General features: G+C 51.5%; 20 protein-coding genes. 18 read left to right on the top strand and 2 right to left on the bottom strand.

The window, feature by feature from the left end; genetic code table 11:
• Genes flhF through R3187_RS12820 form a run of 13 tightly spaced genes read left to right on the top strand, consistent with a single transcriptional unit; the run spans position 1 to position 11,959 of the window.
• Entirely contained in the window at positions 1–1,446 is a 1,446-nt protein-coding gene (flhF, locus tag R3187_RS12880) for a flagellar biosynthesis protein FlhF (protein ID WP_318967460.1), read from the top strand.
• A 40-nt stretch (positions 1,447–1,486) separates the two neighbouring features.
• Positions 1,487–2,317, top strand: a complete 831-nt coding sequence (locus R3187_RS12875; protein ID WP_212682426.1) for a MinD/ParA family protein — start codon at positions 1,487–1,489, stop codon at positions 2,315–2,317.
• Positions 2,318–2,352: 35 nt separating this feature from the next.
• Complete coding sequence (locus tag R3187_RS12870) at positions 2,353–3,033, top strand: RNA polymerase sigma factor FliA (protein ID WP_318967502.1); 681 nt, start codon at positions 2,353–2,355, stop codon at positions 3,031–3,033.
• 47 nt (positions 3,034–3,080) lie between these two features.
• Entirely contained in the window at positions 3,081–3,464 is a 384-nt protein-coding gene (gene cheY / locus R3187_RS12865) for a chemotaxis response regulator CheY (protein WP_026349410.1), read from the top strand.
• Between the two features lie 25 nt (positions 3,465–3,489).
• On the top strand, positions 3,490–4,248 hold the full coding sequence (locus tag R3187_RS12860; protein ID WP_318967459.1) for a protein phosphatase CheZ: 759 nt from the start codon (positions 3,490–3,492) through the stop codon (positions 4,246–4,248).
• A 15-nt stretch (positions 4,249–4,263) separates the two neighbouring features.
• Positions 4,264–6,483, top strand: coding sequence for a chemotaxis protein CheA (locus R3187_RS12855; protein WP_318967458.1), 2,220 nt, complete (start codon positions 4,264–4,266; stop codon positions 6,481–6,483).
• A gap of 11 nt (positions 6,484–6,494) precedes the next feature.
• Positions 6,495–7,694, top strand: coding sequence for a chemotaxis response regulator protein-glutamate methylesterase (locus R3187_RS12850; protein ID WP_318967457.1), 1,200 nt, complete (start codon positions 6,495–6,497; stop codon positions 7,692–7,694).
• Positions 7,687–8,430, top strand: a complete 744-nt coding sequence (locus R3187_RS12845) for a flagellar motor protein (protein WP_318967456.1) — start codon at positions 7,687–7,689, stop codon at positions 8,428–8,430. The genes R3187_RS12850 and R3187_RS12845 overlap by 8 nt, the downstream gene beginning before the upstream one ends.
• 5 nt (positions 8,431–8,435) lie before the next feature.
• The gene (locus R3187_RS12840; RefSeq protein WP_318967455.1) at positions 8,436–9,401 is read left to right on the top strand and encodes a flagellar motor protein MotB; all 966 of its coding nucleotides are present in this window, start codon (positions 8,436–8,438) and stop codon (positions 9,399–9,401) included.
• Positions 9,402–9,403: 2 nt separating this feature from the next.
• On the top strand, positions 9,404–10,183 hold the full coding sequence (locus R3187_RS12835; RefSeq protein ID WP_318967454.1) for a ParA family protein: 780 nt from the start codon (positions 9,404–9,406) through the stop codon (positions 10,181–10,183).
• Positions 10,183–10,974 (top strand): chemotaxis protein CheW, encoded by a 792-nt coding sequence (locus R3187_RS12830; protein WP_318967453.1) that lies wholly within the window; start codon positions 10,183–10,185, stop codon positions 10,972–10,974. The genes R3187_RS12835 and R3187_RS12830 overlap by 1 nt, the downstream gene beginning before the upstream one ends.
• Before the next feature lie 29 nt (positions 10,975–11,003).
• Entirely contained in the window at positions 11,004–11,498 is a 495-nt protein-coding gene (locus tag R3187_RS12825) for a chemotaxis protein CheW (RefSeq protein ID WP_318967452.1), read from the top strand.
• A gap of 14 nt (positions 11,499–11,512) precedes the next feature.
• Positions 11,513–11,959: a DUF2802 domain-containing protein gene (locus tag R3187_RS12820; RefSeq protein ID WP_318967451.1), complete on the top strand. Its 447-nt coding sequence runs from the start codon at positions 11,513–11,515 to the stop codon at positions 11,957–11,959.
• Positions 11,960–12,019: 60 nt separating this feature from the next.
• On the opposite strand, the gene R3187_RS12815 is transcribed toward R3187_RS12820, so the two are convergent.
• Together R3187_RS12815 and R3187_RS12810 are read right to left on the bottom strand one after the other, a co-directional pair.
• Positions 12,020–12,358: an EscU/YscU/HrcU family type III secretion system export apparatus switch protein gene (locus R3187_RS12815; protein ID WP_318967450.1), complete on the bottom strand. Its 339-nt coding sequence runs from the start codon at positions 12,356–12,358 to the stop codon at positions 12,020–12,022.
• Positions 12,355–14,367, bottom strand: a complete 2,013-nt coding sequence (locus tag R3187_RS12810; RefSeq protein ID WP_318967449.1) for a flagellar hook-length control protein FliK — start codon at positions 14,365–14,367, stop codon at positions 12,355–12,357. The genes R3187_RS12815 and R3187_RS12810 overlap by 4 nt, the downstream gene beginning before the upstream one ends.
• Positions 14,368–14,470: 103 nt before the next feature.
• Here R3187_RS12810 and ccmA point away from each other — a divergent pair, with 103 nt between their 5' ends.
• Genes ccmA through ccmE form a run of 5 tightly spaced genes read left to right on the top strand, consistent with a single transcriptional unit; the run spans position 14,471 to position 17,264 of the window.
• Entirely contained in the window at positions 14,471–15,139 is a 669-nt protein-coding gene (gene ccmA / locus R3187_RS12805) for a cytochrome c biogenesis heme-transporting ATPase CcmA (protein ID WP_318967448.1), read from the top strand.
• Positions 15,133–15,795 (top strand): heme exporter protein CcmB, encoded by a 663-nt coding sequence (gene ccmB / locus R3187_RS12800; RefSeq protein ID WP_318967447.1) that lies wholly within the window; start codon positions 15,133–15,135, stop codon positions 15,793–15,795. Before ccmA ends, ccmB begins: the two co-directional genes overlap by 7 nt.
• 1 nt (position 15,796) lies before the next feature.
• The gene (locus R3187_RS12795; RefSeq protein WP_318967446.1) at positions 15,797–16,531 is read left to right on the top strand and encodes a heme ABC transporter permease; all 735 of its coding nucleotides are present in this window, start codon (positions 15,797–15,799) and stop codon (positions 16,529–16,531) included.
• A 2-nt stretch (positions 16,532–16,533) separates the two neighbouring features.
• Complete coding sequence (ccmD, locus tag R3187_RS12790) at positions 16,534–16,734, top strand: heme exporter protein CcmD (protein ID WP_318967445.1); 201 nt, start codon at positions 16,534–16,536, stop codon at positions 16,732–16,734.
• The gene (ccmE, locus tag R3187_RS12785; RefSeq protein ID WP_318967444.1) at positions 16,734–17,264 is read left to right on the top strand and encodes a cytochrome c maturation protein CcmE; all 531 of its coding nucleotides are present in this window, start codon (positions 16,734–16,736) and stop codon (positions 17,262–17,264) included. Before ccmD ends, ccmE begins: the two co-directional genes overlap by 1 nt.
• Positions 17,265–17,268: the final 4 nt, after the last annotated feature.

The raw sequence follows: 17,268 nt of genomic DNA, 5'->3' as shown, positions 1-17,268 counted from the left end.
ATGAAAATAAAACGCTTTGTCGCCAAAGATATGCGTACCGCCTTGACGGAAGTCAAAGAATTTCTGGGACCTGATGCAATAATCTTATCAAACAAAAAAGTGGCTGAAGGCGTTGAAATTGTCGCAGCAATAGATCCGGAAAGCCAGAGTGCTAAAACCGACAAGCCAGCAGTGGCGCAGGCCCCGGCAGCGACGAACTTGCGTCAGCCGCCGCGCAGTGAGCCACGCTTCAGCGCTACTGCAGATGAATACGAGCCAATGTCTGACACTGCTGCTGAGCAAGCCGCCGCACCGGCTGATTCGCTTCGTGAGTTACTGGCCCGGCAAATGATTAAACAGCAGGGCCGAGAGCCGGCAACAGCGCAAAGTCAGCGCCAGCCTGCAGCGGCTTCACAGCCGGTTGCCAAGGCAGCGGCCTTTGAGCGTCAAAGTTCTGGCACCAGTCCGGCGCTGGCAGCCAGTCAATGGCAGGAGCTGACCAAACAGCAGCAACAGCAAAGTCAGGCTATGGCCAGCCAGTTCGAGGCAATGCGCAATGAAATGTTGTCAATGCGCCAGTTGTTGCAACACCAGGTGTCGGGTTTAATGTGGCAGGATTTAGCCCGGCGCGAACCAGTACGGGCGTTGGTGATTGAACACTTGCAGCAACTTGGGCTGTCAGAACAGGTGGCTGATCAGCTTGCTTGCTTTATGCCGGAAGATATTAATGCCAGTGAAGCCTGGGATACCGCTATGGAATTACTGAGCGGCCAGCTGAGCACCACTAATGATGACATTCTGCGCCGTGGCGGTATTATCGCGCTGGTAGGCCCGACAGGGGTAGGTAAAACCACCACTGTGGCCAAGCTTGCAGCGGGTTTTGCCAAGCGACACGGTGCTGATCAGGTGGCGTTAATTACCACTGACTCCTACCGGATTGGCGCGTTCGAGCAACTGGCCACATTTGGCCGGATCATTGGCTGTCCGGTTAAACAGGCGAAAGACAGCGACGAACTGGCAATGCTGTTAAATCAGCTGGCGCAGCGTAAACTTATTCTTATCGATACCGCGGGTATGAGCCAGCGTGACGTGCGCCTTGCAGAAAAACTTGCCAGTTTAGTGCATAATTCACGTGTCAAAATAAAAAGTTATCTGGTATTGTCTGCGACAGCGCAGGCCAGAGTTATGCAGGAGACGGTCACGCAGTTCAAACGGATTTCTCTGGCGGGTTGTATTTTTACCAAACTTGATGAATGCTTAAGTTTGGGTGAAGTAATCAACGTGGCCATTCAAAATGCATTGCCGGTGAGTTATTTAACCAATGGCCAGCGGGTGCCTGAAGATATCGTAGTAGCCGATGCCGCCGATTTAGTGCAACGTGCTGAGATTTTGCGGCTGACGCACAGCTCTGCAGGACACCAATGGTATCAGGATGACGTGTCCCGAGCGGAAACAGCCTATGCATAGTCACGAATTAATTGACGATCAAGCCAGTGGCCTGAGAAGAATGAATAAGCAGATGGTAAAAGTAATTTCAATAACCGGCGGTAAGGGTGGCGTAGGTAAAACTAACGTCAGTCTTAACCTGGCAATGGCAATGGCCCAACTGGGTAAAAAAGTGCTGGTGCTGGACGCCGATCTGGGCCTGGCAAACTGCGATGTGATGCTGGGCTTGCGGGTAGAAAAAAATCTTTCACACGTGTTATCCGGCGAGTGTGAACTGGATGACGTGATCATAGACGGTCCCTTTGGGATTAAAATTGTGCCGGCCACCTCAGGCTCACAGAATATGACCGAATTATCCGCGGTTGAACATGCCGGCCTTATCCGGGCATTCAGCGAGCTGAAAACGCCGGTCGACGTACTGTTAGTCGATACTGCTGCCGGCATTTCCGATATGGTACTAAGCTTTTCCCGCGCCTCGCAGGATGTAGTGGTTGTGGTATGTGATGAGCCAAGTTCGATTACCGATGCCTACGCCCTGATGAAAATACTCAGTCGGGATCATGGCGTGGAAAAATTTAAGATTGTCGCCAATATGGTGCGCAATATGAAAGAAGGCCAGGAGCTGTTTGCCAAGCTTAGCCGGGTTACCGATCGTTTTCTGGATGTCAGTCTCGAACTGGTAGCAACCGTGCCATACGATGAAAACGTCCGCAAAGCCGCCCGCAAACAAAAAGCCTTTATTGATGTATTTCCGAAAAGTCCGGCCAGTATGGCAGTAAAAGGCTTAGCACTGAAGGCGATAAAATGGCCTGTGCCAGCGAATGCCTCTGGTCATCTGGAGTTTTTTCTTGAGCAACTGTTGCAGCCACATGCTGACCAGGGGGTAGTGTGAATAGTAAACTGGCCGCATATGGTGGAGTTGACCAGATGCAGCAGCTGGTTGAACGCCACGCACCATTAGTCAAAAGAATTGCTTATCACTTAATGGCAAGGTTACCGGCCAGTGTGCTGGTTGATGATTTAATTCAGTCCGGCATGATTGGCCTGATTGAAGCTGCGAAAAATTTTGATGGCAGCAAAGGTGCCAGTTTCGAAACCTTTGCCGGTATCCGGATCCGCGGTGCCATGCTTGATGAAATGCGCCGCGGCGACTGGACGCCCCGTTCAGTGCATCGCAATGCCCGGTTAATTGCCGATACCATAGCCGAACTTGAAGCTGCGCACGGGCGTGATATTAAAGACTTTGAAGTTGCTGAAAAACTTGATATATCTCTCGATGAGTACCATCATATGTTAACTGATGTCAGCACAGGCAGAATTATCGGGATTGAAGACCTGGGTGTATCAGAAGATGTATTGGTAACTGCTGATGACAGGGATGGCGATCAGTTATATGAACAACAGGCGAACGAAGCGTTTAATAAAGCACTGGTAACAACCATTAGCAGTTTGCCGGAGCGCGAAGCTCTGGTACTCTCACTGTATTACAACGAAGAATTAAATTTAAAAGAAATTGGGGCGGTGCTGGACGTCAGCGAGTCCCGGATAAGTCAGATCCATAGCCAGGCACTCGTGCGCTTAAAAGCCAGAATGCAGGCTTGGGTATAAATTAAAGCAGTTGAGATACCAGGCGTATTATCTCGTCGGAGGGGACTTTGGATAAAAATATGAAAATTCTTGTGGTGGATGACTTTTCAACCATGAGACGCATTATTAAAAACTTGCTGCGTGACTTAGGCTTCACCAATGTGTCGGAAGCCGATGACGGCAGTACTGCACTTCCCATGTTACAGAACGGTGACTTTGATTTCGTGGTTACTGACTGGAACATGCCAGGAATGCAAGGTATCGACTTATTGCGGGCAATTCGGGCTGATGCCAAGTTAAAGCATATTCCGGTACTGATGGTGACTGCTGAAGCGAAAAAAGAGCAAATTATTGCCGCCGCGCAGGCTGGCGTTAATGGCTATATTGTTAAACCTTTTACCGCCGCCACCCTGCAAGAGAAGCTGGCCAAAGTCTTTGAGCGTTTAGGTTAAGCCGTAACTGACAAGGAGTGACACTATGTCTGACACGACGGCTGCTGATATTACGCTGGAGCAAGCAAAAGAGCTGGTGCAATTACTGGAGATGGGAGAGCAACAGCTGGCAAACAAGCTGGTGCAGTCCATCACCGTGCCCGGCTCTTCTGAGCTTTTTGCTGAGGTGGGGAAGCTCACCCGCCAACTGCATGATTCACTTGAAAATTTTCACATCGACCCATCGCTGAATAATCTGTTGGAAGAAGACATTCCCGACGCAAAAAAGCGGCTTAATCATGTTATTGATATGACAGAGCAGGCGGCGAATAAAACCATGGATGCCGTTGAGTCCTGCTTACCGATAGCGGACCAAATTACCCAGCAGCTTAATCAGTTGCAGCCGCAGTGGCAGCGCCTGATGCAGCGGCAAATCCAGCTGGCTGAATTCAAACAGCTGTGTCACGGTGTAGATGGTTTTATGCAGCAGGCCAGTGTCGATTCCGCAACGTTAAATGCCTTACTGACTGATGTGCTGATGGCACAGGATTATCAGGATTTAACCGGCCAGATCTTGCGCCGGGTGATTGAACTGGTACGTGAGGTTGAAGACAGCCTGATTGGCTTGTTAACAGCCTTTGGCCAGACCAATCCTGAACTACCGGAAATTAAAGCCAAGCCGGCCAAAGCAAAGGCCAAAGCAGCGCATGAAGCAGAGGGGCCAATTATTGATGCAGCCGAGCGTGACGATGTGGTATCTGGTCAGGACGACGTTGATGATTTACTGTCCAGTTTGGGTTTCTAACAGAGGTGTCTGCGCATGAGCTTTGATATGGATGAAGACATTTTACAAGACTTTCTGGTCGAAGCCGGCGAGATCCTGGAGTTGTTGCAGGAACAATTGGTTGAGCTGGAAAATAATCCCGATGACGCCAATCTGCTTAACGCTATTTTCCGCGGCTTTCATACCGTTAAAGGTGGTGCTGGCTTTCTGTCATTAACAGAACTGGTTGATGCCTGCCACGGTGCAGAAAACGTGTTTGATATTTTACGTACCGGCAAACGTCGGGTTACGCCTGAGCTGATGGACGTTATTCTGCAGACGCTTGACGCCATTAATGCCATGTTTGTCGAAGTACAGGCCCGGCAACCTCTGACCCCCGCTAATCCGGCAATTCTTGACGCCTTACACCATTACAGTGAGCCGCAAGCAGAGGGCGAAGCGCCGCCTGCTGTCGTGGCAGCAGAGCCTGAACCAGCAGCTGAGCCAGAGCCTGAAGCACTCTCAGCAGCAGGGGGCGATATTGACGACATCAGTGAAGCAGAATTTGAAAAAATGCTTGATGAGTTGCATGGCAAAGGCGCACCCGGGCGAACAGAGCCAACAGCTGCCGTTGCGCCGCAGGCTCCGCTTCCTGACGATGACAGCAGCGATATTACCGATGACGAGTTTGAAGCGATTCTCGATCAGTTACATGGTAAAGGTTCCTTTGTTCCGGATACCAATAAAACAGCAGGCACGGCGCCACCGGCACAACCCGCCGCTAAACCAGCGGTTAAACCCGCTGCCAGCAGTGCCGCGGCCAGTCCGTCAAGTGAAGATGAAATAAGTGACGATGAGTTTGAAGCCTTACTGGATGAGCTGCATGGCAAAGGTAAAGCCCCGGTAGAAGTGCCTGCGCCTGCCGAGCGTAAGCCGGCCCCTTCAGTGGCTGCCAAGCCGGCAACGCCAGCAGCAGCCCCGGCTCCCAAACCTGTTGCAGCTGCACCTGCGCCTGCCACACCGGCGGCACCGGCAGCAGATAAAGCGGCAGCAGCGAATGCTGCCCCAGCCGCTGAAACCACAGTGCGGGTTGATACCAAGCGGCTGGACCAGATCATGAATATGGTGGGCGAACTGGTACTGGTACGTAACCGTCTGGTCAGTTTATCTACCAGCACCCAGGATGAAGAGATGACCAAAGCCATTTCAAATCTGGATGTGGTAACGGCAGATATCCAGGGTGCGGTAATGAAAACCCGAATGCAGCCCATTAAGAAAGTATTTGGCCGCTTCCCACGGGTTGTGCGCGATTTAGCCCGTTCGCTGCAAAAAGATATCAATCTGGTGCTGGAAGGCGAAGACACAGATCTGGATAAAAATCTGGTGGAAGCGCTGGCTGACCCGCTGGTGCATTTAGTGCGTAACTCAGTTGACCACGGCATTGAAATGCCCGATGTCCGGTTAAAAGCCGGTAAGCCAAAAGTAGGCCTGGTTAAACTGGCGGCAACTCAGGCCGGAGATCATATTTTACTGACGATCCAGGATGATGGCGCCGGTATGGACCCGGAGAAGCTAAAAGGTATTGCCATTAAACGCGGCATACTTGACGTGGATGCGGCAGCCCGGATGTCAGATAACGATGCCTTTAACCTGATTTTTGCACCGGGGTTTTCTACTAAAGAGCAAATTTCCGATATTTCCGGCCGTGGCGTTGGCATGGATGTGGTGAAAACCAAAATCAACCAGCTTAATGGTACGGTGCAGATAAACTCAAAGCTGGGTGAAGGTACCCTGCTGGAAATTAAAGTGCCGTTAACGCTGGCCATTCTGCCAACCCTGATGGTGATGGTCGGTAAGCAGACTTTTGCCTTACCCCTGGCTGGCGTCAACGAAATATTCCATCTTGATCTGGCGAAAACCAATATTGTTGATGGTCAGCTGACGATTGTCGTGCGTAACAAAGCGATTCCGTTGTTTTACCTCGAGCACTGGTTGGTAAAAGGCTCGAATAAGCAGTTACGGCGCGAGCAGGGTCATGTGGTTATCGTTCAGATTGGTACTCAACAAGTCGGTTTTGTGGTTGATTCGCTAATCGGTCAGGAAGAAGTTGTTATTAAACCACTGGACGCATTATTGCAGGGCACGCCAGGTATGGCGGGCGCAACTATCACCTCTGACGGGGGTATTGCCTTAATTTTGGATGTACCAAACTTACTGAAACACTATGCCAAAAAATCCAAGATTAAATTCGATAGGTTTAATAAGCTGAACGCTTAAGAGAGTGCTGCATGGCGATCAGGGTGCTGATTGTAGATGATTCCAGTTTTTTTCGCCGTCGCCTGACGGAAATTCTGAATTCAGATCCGCAGCTGGAGGTAATTGATACCGCCAGTGATGGCAGGGAAGCCGTCACTAAAGCGCTGGTACTCAAGCCAGACGTTATTACAATGGATATTGAAATGCCGGTGCTCGACGGCATCAGTGCCGTGCGGGAAATCCTGCAAAGCCAGCGTATTCCAATCCTGATGTTCTCGTCACTAACCCATGAAGGTGCCAAAGCGACCTTTGATGCACTTGATGCCGGTGCGGTCGATTTTTTGCCGAAAAAATTCGAAGATATTGCCCGCGACAAAGAAGAAGCCGGCAATGTGCTGCGCGACCGGGTAAAAGCTGTTGCACGAAAGCGACCGCTGGGCCGGACGACCTTCAGCAATGCCTTAAGCAGCCCCAATAACACTTCTTTGAGCGCGTCACCTCAAAGTACTGCGAGCGACAGCAGTGCCTCAGGCCGACCTGCCACCTCAGGCATCAGCAGCGGTTTAACCCGCGGAGCACTGGGCCGGCCGCAACTTTCTGAGCGGTTGGGGGCCAATGTCGGACGTAATGCCAACTTTAAAGCCAGTGGCCAGACTTATAAGCTAGTGGCAATCGGCACCTCCACCGGGGGCCCGGTTGCGTTGCAACGTATTTTGACTAATTTGCCTGCGGATTTTCCATTACCGATCATTTTAATTCAGCATATGCCGGCCGCGTTCACCGGTGCTTTCGCCCAGCGCCTGAATACCCTGGCAAAAATTGAAATTAAAGAAGCCGCCGACAATGATATTTTGCGCCCGGGCGTGGCTTATCTGGCACCGGGTGGTAAGCAAATGCTGGTAGAGGGGAGTGACAGTCAGGCGCGGCTGCGGATTAAAGAGGACGATTCGCCCCGCATTACCTTTAAACCCAGTGTCGATGTAACTTTTGCCACGGCTGCCAGAATATTTCAGGATAAAGTGCTGGCGGTAGTGTTAACAGGTATGGGAGCAGATGGCCGGGAAGGGGCCAGAATGCTTAAACAAGCGGGCTCGCGGATATGGGCTCAGGACGAGGCAAGTTGTGTGGTTTACGGCATGCCCCAGGCGATTGCAGCGGCTGGATTAATGGACCTTGAAGTCAGTTTGAATGAGGTGGCCGGCCGGCTGATAACGGAAGTGAAACATGGATAAACTGGCAATCAGTGGTTTTTTACTGGCCGTAGTGGCAGTAGCAGGCGGTTTTATGCTCGAGGGTGGGGCGCTGAGCACTTTGCTGCACCTTCCGGCATTTATCATTGTCGTTGGCGGCACGGTAGGCGCTGTGATGTTGCAAACCCCGTTGCCGCAGTTCCGGTTGGGGCTCAGTATGCTGCCCTGGGTGTTAAGGCCGCAAAGTTTGCCGATGCAAAATGCGGTAGAGCGCATTGTCAACTGGGGTACGTCTGCCAGAACAAATGGTTTTTTGTCACTGGAGTCTGCGGCACTGGAAGAGAGTGACCCGTTTTTACACCGGGGGTTAAATTTGCTGGTTGACGGTGTCGAAGCAAAAGTACTGCAAGACACCCTCGATGCCGAACTTACCCTCGAGCGCGAACGACTGTTACGTGGCGCCCGGATATTTGAAGCCATGGGGGGTTACAGCCCGACTATCGGTATTGTTGGCGCAGTGCTTGGCTTAATTCAGGCAATGGCTAACATTTCAGAGCCGAAGTTACTCGGTATGGGGGTTGCCACCGCCTTTGTCGCAACAATATATGGTGTTGGTTTTGCCAATCTGGTATTTATTCCGGTAGGCAATAAACTGAAAAGCTTAGTTTACCAGCATACGCTGTATCATGAACTGATTGTCGAAGGTCTGGTATCAATAGCCCAGGGTGAAAATCCACGTAACATTGAGCGTAAGCTCGCCGCATACCGGCTGAGTTAATTATTATGTACAGGCATAAACAACAACATCAGCATGATGAGCCCGAGCAACTGGATCGTTGGTTGGTTTCTTATGCCGATTACATGACGCTGATGTTTGCGTTGTTTGTGGTGCTATATGCCATGTCAGTGGTTAAAGATGAAGAGTTCAGCGCCCTGGCTGATTCCCTGACGAAGGTATTTGAACGACCGGCGCAGTCGGGCAGCGGGGTCAGTGGCAGTGGCGTATTGCCACAGGCGGCACCGCAGAGCGATTTCAGTCGCTATGGCACCTCACTGGAGCCTGCTGAAGGGCCAGAGTTGGTGGCCGACGCCAGTAAGTTGTCAGATGTTCGCGAGCAATTCCTCGGTAGCCCTTTAGTATCGCTGGAAAAAGAGCTTAACCAGGCGCTGGCCAATTTGATTGAACAAGGTGTGGTCGATATTCAACAGGAAGAAAACTGGCTGACTATTGAATTAAGTAGCGGCTTATTATTCGCCAGTGGCAGTGCTACGGCAACCAGTTCTGCCCGCACCTTGCTCAATGAAATTACCCGGATTATTAATCCGATTAATAATTTCATCCGGATCCGCGGCTATACCGACAATCAGCCGATAAATAACGAACTTTTTTCCTCAAACTGGGAATTGTCAGTCGCCAGAGCGACCTCGGTGCTGCGGGTGCTGGAAGAGCTGGGTACGCCTTCGCATCGGATGGCGATAGAAGGCTATGGCCAGTATTATGCTGACAGCAGCAACGAAACAGTCCAGGGCCGGGCAGAAAACCGGAAGGTTGTCATTGCCTTGTCTCGCTATGGCTATCTGCCAGACGAGCTGGAGCAGCTGGAACAAAGTGAAGACTTACAACAACAGTTACAGCAGGTCACCCAGGAAGATGGCAGTATCCGGGTAATCGCATTGCCAGGTGGTGGCGTCAGAATCACCACCCGTCAGGACAATCCGGATGCACTGCCCGAACAACAGGAACCCTGAACGTGGTAATTTGGACAATAGCAAATCAGAAAGGTGGCGTCGGCAAAACCACCACTACTGTTACCTTAGGCGGCTTGCTGGCCGAACGCGGTAAGCGGGTGCTGCTGGTCGACACCGATCCGCATGCCTCGCTAACGTATTACTTTGGAATTGACGCGGAAGAGCTGGAAAACAGCGTTTATGATATTTTTATTCGCGGCAAAGACATTACCCGGGAAGAAATACTGCAGTCATTGTGTCCGAGCGGTGTCAGTAACCTGGATATTCTGCCGTCTTCGATGGCGCTGGCGACGCTGGACCGCTCGTTGGGAAATAAAGGCGGTATGGGCCTTATTTTAAAGAAAGCCCTGCAAAAAGTTAAATCTGAATATGATTATGTATTGCTCGACTGCCCGCCCGTTATGGGGGTATTAATGGTCAACGCCATTGCTGCCTGCAACCGGATACTGATCCCGGTACAAACGGAATTTCTGGCTCTGAAAGGGCTGGAGCGGATGATCGCGACCATGGCCCTGATGCGCAGCTCGCAGCAAAAAGACTATGCCTTTACTATAATTCCGACTATGTATGATAAAAGAACCCGGGCATCGCTGGAAGCCTATAAAGAGTTAAAGGCCAAATATCAGGACAAGGTGTGGTCAGCCGTGGTGCCGGTAGATACTAAGTTTCGCGATGCCAGTGTGGCGCAAACGCCACCGAATGTATTTGCACCGGCATCGCGGGGAGTATTTGCTTACAATACGCTGCTAACTTACCTGTTGCAGCTGGCACCGGAGGCATAATGAGCAGTTTAATTGCCAGCCAGAAAGTGATGCAGCACTATTTATCAGCGTTATTAACTGACGACGGCGCCACAGAAACCAGTCTGGTAGAAGATGCTAAAACCCGGGAGCTGAACCGCTTGCTTGCTCAGGCCAGTCCGGTAACAGCAGTCGCTGAACCTATTGTTAAAGCTGAAGTTGTTGCGCCGGCCGTGGTTAAACCTCAATTGAAAACCCTGGTTACTGTACCGGAGCAACAAGAGGCAACTGTACAAAGCCGGGACGTGCCTATTGCTCAGCGCCTCGGGGCAGCGGCCCTGCATCAGCCGATAGAAACGGCTGCTAAAACAGAACAAAAAGCCTATCGGCAAGGACGGTTTCAGGCCTTATTCTTCAGCGTCGCCGGGTTAAAACTGGCGGTACCGCTGACAGAGCTGGGTGGTATTCATCAACTGGGTGAAATAAACAGTTTATTTGGTAAACCTGCCTGGTTTAAAGGCATTATGCTGTACCGTCAACAAAAAATCAGCGTTGTCGACAGTGCCCGCTGGGTAATGCCAGAAAAATATGATCAACAACTGCAGCAAAAGCTAAACTATCAGTATGTTATTATGCTCGGCACCAGTAACTGGGGGCTAACTTGTGAAACGCTGATTAATACCTACAGTCTGGAGCAGGACGAGGTGAAATGGCGGGAAACAGATGGCAAAAGACCCTGGATGGCAGGATTAATTAAAAAGCATATGTGTGCTTTAGTTGATGTCGACGCTATGATTAACTTACTTAATCGCGGCCAGGACATTAATGCCTGAGCAGGCAGCAAAATTTACAGGAGCAGTATATGAGCAATAATCAGGCAAAAGCAGCCGGCAAAAAAGACAATGCCGATTTGGTATTACAATGGGTTACGTTCCGTTTGCAGGAAGAAACCTACGGCATTAATGTCATGCAGGTTCAGGAAGTGCTGCGCTATACTGAAATTGCTCCGGTTCCCGGTGCGCCAGGCTATGTTATGGGGATCATAAACCTGCGCGGCAATGTGGTGACTGTTATCGATACCCGGGCCCGATTCGGTCTGGCTCCGGGTGATGTTACCGATAACAGCCGTATCGTCATCATCGAGGCCGAGCGTCAGGTTATTGGTATTCTGGTCGACAGTGTGGCAGAGGTGGTGTACCTGAAACAATCGGAAGTTGATACGGCCCCTAATGTTGGCACTGACGAAAGTGCGCGCTTTATCCAGGGCGTGTCGAACCGCGAGGGTGAGCTGCTTATCCTGGTCGATTTAAACAAATTGCTCAACGATGAAGAGTGGGAAGAAATTAACAGTCTGTGAGCGGAGCATTCCCAATGAATTCATGGCTGCTGGGCCAGGCGATTGTCATTGCCATAATAGTCGTGGTGCTGTGCTGGCTGCTGCTGAAACAGCGCAGTACCGGCAATGAGCAGCTGACAATTTTGCAGCAACAGCTGGAACAAAACAGCCTGCAACTTACCAATGCCCAAAGCGAAACAGAAGAATTGCGGGCCGGTATTATCGGGGTCGGTCAGCGGGTATTAACGCTCGATCAGCGGGTGCTAAGCCTGGAAAATGAGCTGCAAAATCTGCAAAACGCCTACAACGAACTGGCCGAGCAGCAACAAGCGCTGTCGCTGACCGATCCGGAAAGTAAAATTTATACCCGGGCTATGAAAATGGTGCAGTTGGGCGCAGATTTAGAAGAAATTATGCGCGAATGTGAACTGCCGCGGGCTGAAGCCGAACTGCTATTCAACCTGCACCAGGCCAAATCCTAAAAAGGGTCGGAGTGAATAAAAAATTCACTCCGACCCTTTTTAACTATTCATTTATTCTCGTTAGGTTTTTAAGTCAATTCTCTGGTGAATATTCTGCCATTGGTCGGGGAATTTGCCCTGCAGCACGTAAGAAAACGCAATCAGCTCGGCAATCACAATATATAACTCTTTCGGAATGTTATCGCCAAGCTGCAACTGGCCAAGCAGCCGGTTTAGCTCGTCATCCTGATGAATTAACACACCATGCTCCCGGGCCAGGGCAATAATATCTTCGGCCAGCTCGCCATGGCCTTTAGCGACGATAGTCGGTGCCGATTTACCATCATACTTTAACGCGGTCGCGCTTTTCTGCGGGTTGCTGTCTGTGCTGGTTTTGTTCAGTGTCTCGTCGTTGTTCATACTCGTACCGTTAGCAGGCTGTTATGGCGGGGGATCAAGCTTTCAGGGATTTTGCCAAGCTGACACTCTGCCTGGGTTACGGTTAAGCCTTGTGCCAGACAGCGGTCTTTTAACAGTGGCAGAAACTTCTGGGCCAGGCGCAGCGCTTCATTATGATCAGTGTAAAATTGCAGTTGTAAGTCCTGCTGCTGTAATTTGGCCACTGCCAATAAATTTCCATACTGCTGCAAATCAAATTTCATCGTCAGTTGCCATTGTTTCTGGCCTTGTTCCGCATTTTTGCCATCAGCTTCGCGTTGCTCCAGTAGCAATTGCGGCATGATGGTTTGGCCTTGCTGCTGCAACGGTAACTGTAACAACCACTGCTGCAGCTGGCTCTGGGCATCGACTGTCGCCAGCTGACTTTGCTGTAGCGGGCTGCTTAAGCTTGCCAGCTGGCGCAGCGCACTGGCTGCCTGGGTATTATCAAGCTGCGAGATCAGCTGACTTAAGCGGTTGGCCGGGTTGCTGGCTGGCGGGGGTAATGGCTTCTGACTTAAATGTCCTAACAATAACTGAATAGCCAGCGCCAGGGTGCCGCCGGTGGTTTGCGGGTTTGGCTGGACTTGTAGCGGCTGAAACTGCAACAGCGCCGCCAGCTGAGTTGCGATGGTCGGCGGCGCCAGCGGTTTACTAATTTCCGGCAGGCTTTGCTGGATCTGACTGAACAGTTGTTGCAACGGTACCGGCAGGTTTGGCATGTTATTGGGCTGGATTAACGGCTGAGATAACAGTGGCAGTAAGTTGCGCCAGGCCTGGGCTTTACTTTCAGCAGAAAGTGGTGGCAGCAGCGGCTGGCTGGCCCCTGTAACCGCTGTTGCCTGCAGATTTTTTGCGGTTGCTGGCGCAGTTGTTGTTGGCTGTTGGGGCATTTGCCAGCTGACAGCTCTGTCCGCTTGTTGCTGACTGATGGTCAGCTGCTGGCTGTGACCGACAGCTTGCAGCTGTAATTGCCACTGACCGTTTTTGGTCGGCGGTGGTTGCAGTTGCAGCAGCAGTGGCGCCGCAGCTGTCACTGGATTCGCAGCGGCGCCTGCCATGTTGCTTTTTGCACTGGCAAGAGACGCTGCCAGCTGCGGTGGGATGCTAATCGTTAACTGGCCGAGATTAATTTTCCCGCTGTCGGCTAACACGGTATGTTTAACAGGGGCCAGCTGGCTTACCAGTGTTTGCAGTAATTGTTGCTGACTGGCCGGGGTTAGCGGCAGGGGGCGAACATCAGTATTAACGGGCTGCAACGCCAGTTGTGCGGCACCTGCTTTTTGGTTAAAACTGATAATCAGCATTACCGGCAGCTGAGTGTTACCCGGCTTGAGCGGGTTGCTCCTGTTAGCCAGCTCGCCAGCCGATGGTGCCGGTTGGGCCAAGTTTGTCTGGGCTGCTGGTGCCCCTTGCTGCCGGGCTGCCTGCAACTGCTGGTTTAAAGCTGCTATGTCTTTAGCTGGCAAGGTCAGTAACACCGGGTTGGTTGGCGCAGCGGTTGTTAGCTGCAACTGGCCGGTTTTCAGATCAAGCTGCATGGGTACTGTGACGGTGTTGGTTGTGGCGGCTGAATTGACCGTCGACGTTAATGCCCCGGCGGGGGCTGAGGACGCGCCAGGCAGTTGCTGGCTAAGCCACTGGCTCAGCACCGGTGGTAACTGAGTTGGACTAAGACTGATGCTGCTGGTTGCTATGGGCATGGTTTGCAGTGTCAGGGTAAGCTGGTTTGGCGCTGCCGGGCTTAGTCTTACCTGCATCTGGGTGCCAAATTGCTGGCTAAGCTGCTGGCTTAGCTGTGTTGGCAGCCTGATAGCCAGCGGGCCTTGCGGCGTTTGCAGCTGCAGCTGGCTGTGGCCGGACAGCATCTGCAGGCGCGCCGTGTAAAGTTCACCGGCTAATAGCTTCAGTTCAGCGCTTTTTCCTGTGGTTGGCTGCGCTGAGGTTGCCGGCAAGCTTTGCAGCAATTTATCCAGATTGATCTGGTTCATATTTCTCCTGATTAATCACAATGAGCGATATCGATCTGATTCGTATTCCAGCGCTGGTATGCTACTATGCGCGCAATTTTATCAGCAGTTGATACCAAGGCCAGTGAACATAACGCAGCCACCAGCAGCAACCACTGCAGCGCCTGACCTGCCCATCTTACGGGCTGAGGGCTTAAGTTGTATCCGGCAGGACCGGGTATTATTTTCCTCGCTGTCACTGCAATTACGCCGTGGCCAGTTACTGCAAATCCTCGGTAAAAACGGCGCCGGAAAAAGCTCATTATTACGTATTTTAGCGGGCTTAAGCGCAGCCGACGATGGCCAGTTGTATTATCAGGCTAAGCCATTGGCGCAAAGCTTGCCAGCTTATTGCAGCAACTTATGTTATATCGGCCACCAGAGCGGCGTACATGAGCAATTAACTGCACTGGAAAATTTACGGTTCTGGCGCGCCGCTTCGGGCCTTAATGCGGCGGACGACTGGGCCTTACTGGCGCAACTTGGCCTGGCTGGTCTGGAAGATGTACCGTGTCGGATGTTATCTGCCGGGCAGCAGCGTCGGGTATCGCTGGCCCGGCTGTGGTTAACCCCGGCCACTATCTGGATCCTGGATGAGCCTTTTACGGCACTGGATCAAAGCGCTATTGGTTTGCTGCAGCAACGTATGCTGGACCACCTGAACACTGGCGGCGCCATTATTCTGACCACCCACCAGAGCCTGACGTTGCAATTTCAGTCGCTGGTGCAGCTGGAGCTGGCCTACCGATGGTAAGTTTGGTTTTTTTACAGCGCGAATTGCGCTTGCTGGCGCGGCAAAAAGCCGACTGGCTTAATCCTATTCTGTTTTTTATTATCGTGCTCAGCCTGTTTCCGCTTGGTGTTGGACCAGAGCCCAATATGCTGCGTATTATTGCTCCGGGGGTAATTTGGATTGCGGCACTGTTGAGTGTGTTGCTGGCGGCGGAGCGACTGTTTAAAGATGATTACCGCAACGGCGTTATTGAACAGCTGGTGGCAGGCCGGCAAAGCCTGCTGGCATTTGTGCTGGCGAAAACCTTTGCTAACTGGTTAAGCACCGGCTTGCCACTGATCTTGTTATCCCCTGTGGTGGCCTTGTTACTGGGGCTGCAGCAATCGGCTCTTGCCGCTATGGCACTTACCCTGCTACTGGGTACACCGCTGCTCAGTCTGCTCAGTGTACTGGGCTCTGCCCTTACCATGGCGGCGGATAAAGGCGGAATTTTACTGGCGCTACTGATATTGCCGCTGTATATTCCGCTGTTAATTTTTGCCAGCAGTGCGATAGAAGCTGCCAGTATGGGCCTGGGTTATCAGGGACAGTTGGCCATTTTGCTGGCCATGTTATTATTGGCGTTGGCATTGGTGCCGATGGCTGTGACCAGTGCGCTACGAATTAATGTGAGTTGATATGTTTAAGTGGTTAGATCCGTACGCAAAAAGTGAAACACTTTATCATTTCTGCGGCAAACTGCTGCCTTATCTGATGGTAAGCGCAATTACGCTATTGCTGCTTGGCAATATCTGGGGCCTGGCGTTCACGCCGGCTGATTATCAGCAGGGCGACAGTTACCGGATCATTCATATTCATGTGCCATCGGCCATTATGTCAATGGGCGCTTACGCGGCTATGGCCAGTGCTGCCTTTGTCGCCCTGATCTGGCAGATTAAAGTCGCCCACTGGGCGGTGCTGGCTATCGCGCCGATTGGCGCTACTTATACTGCCATTGCCCTTATCACCGGGATGGCCTGGGGTAAACCGATGTGGGGTGCCTGGTGGGTATGGGATGCCCGCTTAACTTCGGAACTTATTCTGTTATTTCTGTACTTAGGGGTAATTGCATTAAACGGCGCATTCAGTGACCGCCAGGTTGGCGCCAAAGTGTCCAGTTTACTGGCCCTTATCGGGGTAATTAACTTACCCATTATTCATTTTTCGGTGGAGTGGTGGAACACCCTGCATCAGGGAGCCAGTATTACCAAGTTCGCCAGGCCTTCAATTGACCCCAGCATGTTGTGGCCTTTGTTAATCAGTATTCTGGCGTTTGCGGTATTATTAATGGCGCTAACCTGTTTACGGTTGCGTACTGCTATTTTAGTGAACGAGCAGCACCGGCCGTGGGTCAGAAAGCTGGTAGGAGGCTAACCATGCATTTTCAATCTTTCAGTGATTTTCTGGCCATGGGCGGCTACGGTTTTTTTGTCTGGTTGTCGTTCGGCATTACCTACCTGCTGCTGCTGGGGTTAATTGTCATCAGCGTTTATCAGCAAAAACAGTTTAAACAGCAACTTAAAGCTACCATTGCCCGCGAACTCCGGGTTAAGCAGTATCAGGAGCAACAAGTCTAATGCAGCCACGACGCAAAAAACGCCTGTTTTCGATTCTACTGATTATCAGCCTGATTGGCGGTGCTATCGGCGCCATGTTGTATGCGCTGCAGCAAAATATCGATTTGTTTTATACCCCAACCCAGCTGGTGGAAGGATTGGGTAAAGACAAGGTTAAACCCGTTGTCGGGCAGCGGCTGCGGATTGGCGGCATGGTTGTGCCGGGCTCAGTATCCCGGGATGCAGAAAGCTTAAAAGTGCGCTTTCAGCTGGTAGATACCGGACCGATGGTCTGGGTGGAATTTGACGGCATTTTACCGGATCTGTTCCGGGAGGGGCAGGGTATTGTTGCCCAGGGTACTTTACTGGCACCCGATGTAATTGAGGCCAGTGAAGTACTGGCCAAGCATGACGAAGAATATATGCCGCCAGAAGTGGCAGAAGCGATGAAAGGGATCCGGCATGTACCGCCGTCGCAGGCGAATTTTCCGGCGGCTGAGGGCGCGTCAGACAATACTGACGGCCAACCAGCCGAAAAACCAACTTACTAAGGGG

The sequence above is a fragment of the Arsukibacterium sp. genome (genome assembly GCF_033721375.1).
Lineage (GTDB): Bacteria > Pseudomonadota > Gammaproteobacteria > Enterobacterales > Alteromonadaceae > Alishewanella.
The sequence above is the reverse complement of the archived record's forward strand: the minus strand, read 5'-3'. Positions and strand labels throughout refer to the sequence as shown.